The organism is Xenorhabdus yunnanensis (assembly GCF_028598805.1).
GTDB lineage: Bacteria > Pseudomonadota > Gammaproteobacteria > Enterobacterales > Enterobacteriaceae > Xenorhabdus > Xenorhabdus yunnanensis.
The window spans coordinates 1-4,303 of record NZ_JAQRFI010000103.1; the positions used below are offsets into that span (position 1 = coordinate 1).

Genomic DNA, 4,303 nt, shown 5'->3' on the forward strand with positions numbered 1-4,303 from the left:
TTCAACTAATTTATTCATAGCCTGTTCCTCCCCGGAGCTGTTTTCGGCGTTCACCAAAACTTTGCTCCCGGAACAGGCTTCTCGTCAATTTCTTATCCAGAATTCGGGTTATTTAGCTAATTTTCACCAAAGCATAAAGAGTTTATTGCTGATCAGATTTAAAAAACACCGCATCCTCGGCATCCCGAACTCCATAATGAGGTGAGTGTTTATGCGTTGTTGCTTTTTCTTGTCCCGTTCTGCTTGTCTGCTGGGGTTGACCGTATTGTGTATGTCACTGGCACATGCGGCTGAGAAAGACGAGCTGGCAAGCGCAAAGCGTCTGATTGAACAGGTACAGATAGCACTGGAGCGCGCAAGTATCGCAGAAAAGCAATCTGCTCCATCAAAACGTCCTCGTTATGACTTTGATTATTCACACATCAAGGCTGATCTCAACACCATCAAAGCCGGTATTGATCACTACCTGACTCCTTCCCGTGATCAGCCTCGTGATCCAGAGCCAATATCCGGCCATTACCGTCAGGAAAACCCGCAATGACGCAGGCACAACGCAATGCCTTTGAAGTGGCATCCGGGCACTTTGATATCACTTTTTTGTATCTGGTGTGTGTCGGATTTTTCTTAGCCACCTTAATTTTTCTGGGCGGCCTGGGCAGCGGTAGATGTCTGGAATGGCTGGGCAAATGAAAAAGTGCGTAATCAGACGATAAGCCAGTTTGCCCTTCGAACAGCGATATTGCTGGCCGTGGCTGTCTGGATGTTTGCCAGTTAATACAGCGAACACAATAAAGTCGAAACTTTTTCCGAAGTGCGGGATGGCAAATCGACCTAGACACAATTTGGCGCCATCGTCGTGGTCGGCGTGGTGCTGTTGGTTGCGGTGATCTGGCTGTTGGCGAAATCGGCCAGCATTATTTTTTAAGGTGCCGCTGATGCAAACGATCCCTTTTTTACCCGATCGCTTAAACGCTGAACCCGTCGTATTCCGGGGATTTACCACGCCGGAGATGGGACTGACGGCAATCGCGGGGTTGGCACTCGGTCTGATTGTCAGCCTTCCTCTGATCCCGTTAGTCGGTTGGGTGATACTGCCGACAGGGATACTGATGATGCCTTTGTTCCTGATGAGCGTTGGCGGGCGCTGGCTCGCCCAGCTTAAGCGGGGTAAGCCGGAAAATTATCTCTGGCTGAAATTGGCCGAGAAAAAACGCCGACTGGGTATCGGTGACCCAACGTTGATTATTGCGGCTCAGGGCTGGTCACTACGCCGTAGCAGGAGAATGCGATGAGTCGCCTTCGTCATGCGGTAAAAAACCGGGATCAACACATTCTGACCCTTAGGATCGCCTGTGGGATTCTGGTGGGGGTTCTGCTGATGAGCCTGCTGGGTTGGATGGCTTCCCCGCGCAATCTCACTATTCATAACCCGCCGGATTTACGCAGCGGCAGCACCCGCCCGTGGTGGGAAGTACCTGCCCCCAGTGTTTACAGTTTTGCTTTTTATATTTTCCAGCAACTGAATGCCTGGCCGAAAAACGGAGCACAGGACTATCCGACCAAAATTTATGCCTTATCTCCTTATCTGACGCCTGCCTGTCAGGATTTTTGGCGTGAAGATGCCAAAAGCCGTGCCGACAGTGGTGAGCTGCTCGACCGGGTGCGGGTGGTGTATGAAATTCCCGGCCGGGATTATGAGACGCGAAGTATGACGGTACGTGACCGCGATAATTGGGTGGTGAAGTTAGATTTGGTAGCGGATGAATATTATCACGCCGAACCGGTCAAGCGGGCACTGGTGCGCTATCCGCTGAAAGTGGTGCGCTGGGAGGGGGATGCGGAGCGTAATCCCTTTGGTCTGGCGCTGGATTGCTATGATGGAATGCCACAACGGCTGGAAGCCCTGCCACCATCGGAAGAGAAAAAAGGTGTGTTTCAATGAGAGGATATCTATCTTTCCCGCGTTGTGTCTGGCTGGGGCTGCTCAGCATGTTGCTGTTCAGCATTGGCGCAAAGGCTGATGAGCTGCTGAAATGGGAACGCATTCCGTTACCCATTACGCTCAAAATCGGTCAGGAGCGGATTATTTTTGCTGACCGGAATGTGCGTGTCGGTCTGCCCCCGGCACTGAGTGAGAAATTGCGGGTACAGAGCACCGGTGGCGCGGTTTACCTGAAAGCCCGTCAGGCGTTCCCGTCAACCCGGCTGCAATTGCAGGACAGTGAGAACGGTGAAATCATCTTACTGGATATCACGGCCACCAAAACCGGACCAACAGAGTCGGTGCGTATTATTTACCCGAATGAAAAATCAACCGATTCCACTAAAGAGCCACAATCCCAGAGCAAATCCCCATTATTTGCGCCTGTGCCGGTAGCATTAACCCGCTATGCCGCGCAGCAGCTATATGCACCACTGCGTACTGTTGAGCCGGTTACCGACATTCAGCCGGTGAACCTGCATTTGACCTCATCCATCACCACCCTCTATCCGTCAGAGCCGATTGAAATTATCCCGCTGGCAGGCTGGAGACTGCATAATCACACTGTGGTAGCACTGAAACTGCGCAATCCCACCCAACGAAAAATCACGCTCGACCCGCGAGAATTGCAGGTGCAGTTTGTAGCGGCCACTTTTCAGCATCGTTGGCTGGGTGAAACGGGGACGCCGGAGGATACGACGGTATTGTACCTCGTCACAAAAGGGCTGCCAGATAATACCTTTATCCCTGAGCCGGCATCGGTGAAACCGGGAGAATGTAATGAACGCATCCCAACCATTTAGCCCTCGGCATTATGGTACTGGAATTGAGAGATGAGGTGTGGATCCTCTCCGATTTCCGGCCTTATAGTGCCTAAAAGTGGGAGCCTGTTGCTCCCTGATGACGGGAGGATCCACCCATGAAATATACTCCTTTTGGCGTCGATATTGCAAAACATCTGATGCAAATTCATTTTATTGATGAATATACCGGTGAAGTCATTGATAAACCGCTACGGCGGAATGATTTTTTAACGTTTTTCAGTCACCGACAACCTTGTCTGATTGGCATGGAAGCCTGTGGTGGTGCTCACCATTGGGCGCGGGAGCTGAGAAAATTGGGGCATGAAGTGCGTTTGCTTCAGGCCCGGTTTGTCAGGGCATTCCGGATGGGAAACAAAAACGATGTTCAAAATGCCCGGCTATTTGGCTGGCGGTTCAGCAACCCGGCAAATCGGTCGCTATCAAAAATGCAGAACAGCAGGGCATTTTGTCATTACACCGGATGCGCTGCCAGTTAGTGAAATTCAGAACTGGGCAAATCAATGCCTTACATGGTTTGTTGCTGGAATTTGGTGAAACCGTGCATAAGGGGCGGGCGGCGCTGGATAAAGCCATGCCGGAGGTGCTTGAGCGGCTAAGGGAAAAAATGGCCCCGTTCCTGCTTGGTCTGCTTGAAGAGCAATACCATCGTTTGAATGAAATCGATGAGCAAATTGAGCAGGTGGAAAACCAACTGACAGCATGGGCAAAACAGAATGCAGATTGTCAGCGAATAATGAAAATTCCCGGCGTCGGTGTCCTGATTGCCACGGCAGCCATCGCTACGATGGGTGATCCCGGTGCTTTCCGGTCGGGCCGAGAATTTTCAGCCTATCTGGGATTAGTGCCGAAACAGACGGGAACCGGAGGGCGGATCACATTACTGGGTATCAGTAAGCGGGGTGACACCTATCTGAGAACCCTTTTTATCCACGGTGCCAGAGCGGCAACATTATGCACGAAAACCCCGTCGCCGTGGGTGACGGAACTGAAAAAACGTCGTCCGGCCTGTGTGGCGATAGTGGGGATGGCAAATAAGCTGGCCCGGACAGTTTGGGCACTGATAGCCCATCAGCGGGAATATGAAAAAGATTACGTCAGTGTCAGGCCTTACTGAGGCGTTTCACTGGTCAACCTTAACTTAAGTTTAACTACAAGGCTGAATGCAGAAAGATTGCTGAGGCAGAGTAATGATGACAAAGACAGGTAAGACCGTGACTGGCTAAACCTGAATGATGGCCTGAGCGTAAAGCTCGTCGGGAGAATGAGGAGCCAGTCAGCGGATTACATCGAGGCCCGCAGCATCGGCTGCAATAAGGCCGGATATAGAGCTGCAACCTACCGTCGATGTCAGTGTTATTTTTGTCTTGCAAACGGGATGCGTTCATATAGGCTGTCATACACAGCATAATCATCCGTACAATAAAACCGAATATTAAAGGGCGATAAAAGGGCAAGCAGTTTGTCTAATGTTTTCCGGCTGCGATCCCCAAAAACATGC

At 51.1% G+C, this 4,303-nt stretch carries 5 protein-coding genes and 4 pseudogenes; 8 read left to right on the forward strand and 1 reads right to left on the reverse strand.

Features of this window, described 5'->3' with window-relative positions:
• The 8 genes and pseudogenes from PSI23_RS20345 to PSI23_RS20380 all read left to right on the forward strand — a co-directional run.
• Positions 1-205 (forward strand): hypothetical protein (locus PSI23_RS20345; RefSeq protein ID WP_273556780.1); only part of this gene is annotated, 205 nt, incomplete at its 5' end.
• Positions 206-211: 6 nt separating this feature from the next.
• Positions 212-541 carry an integrative conjugative element protein, RAQPRD family gene (locus tag PSI23_RS20350; RefSeq protein WP_273556781.1) on the forward strand — a complete coding sequence of 110 codons (330 nt, stop codon included), beginning with the start codon at positions 212-214 and terminating at the stop codon, positions 539-541.
• Positions 538-775: pseudogene (locus PSI23_RS20355) on the forward strand (TIGR03758 family integrating conjugative element protein). The gene PSI23_RS20350 and the pseudogene PSI23_RS20355 overlap by 4 nt, the downstream one beginning before the upstream one ends.
• A gap of 18 nt (positions 776-793) precedes the next feature.
• A pseudogene (locus tag PSI23_RS20360) lies at positions 794-925 on the forward strand (DUF2976 domain-containing protein); the annotation flags it as partial.
• A 10-nt stretch (positions 926-935) separates the two neighbouring features.
• Positions 936-1,292 (forward strand): TIGR03750 family conjugal transfer protein, encoded by a 357-nt coding sequence (locus tag PSI23_RS20365; protein WP_273556782.1) that lies wholly within the window; start codon positions 936-938, stop codon positions 1,290-1,292.
• Positions 1,289-1,942, forward strand: coding sequence for a PFL_4703 family integrating conjugative element protein (locus PSI23_RS20370; RefSeq protein WP_273556783.1), 654 nt, complete (start codon positions 1,289-1,291; stop codon positions 1,940-1,942). The genes PSI23_RS20365 and PSI23_RS20370 overlap by 4 nt, the downstream gene beginning before the upstream one ends.
• A gap of 47 nt (positions 1,943-1,989) precedes the next feature.
• Entirely contained in the window at positions 1,990-2,784 is a 795-nt protein-coding gene (locus PSI23_RS20375; protein WP_373567363.1) for a TIGR03749 family integrating conjugative element protein, read from the forward strand.
• 116 nt (positions 2,785-2,900) lie between these two features.
• Positions 2,901-3,919, forward strand: a pseudogene (locus PSI23_RS20380) (IS110 family RNA-guided transposase).
• A 266-nt stretch (positions 3,920-4,185) separates the two neighbouring features.
• On the opposite strand, the pseudogene PSI23_RS20385 reads toward PSI23_RS20380, so the two are convergent.
• Positions 4,186-4,303 (reverse strand): annotated as a pseudogene (locus PSI23_RS20385) (IS1 family transposase); the annotation flags it as partial.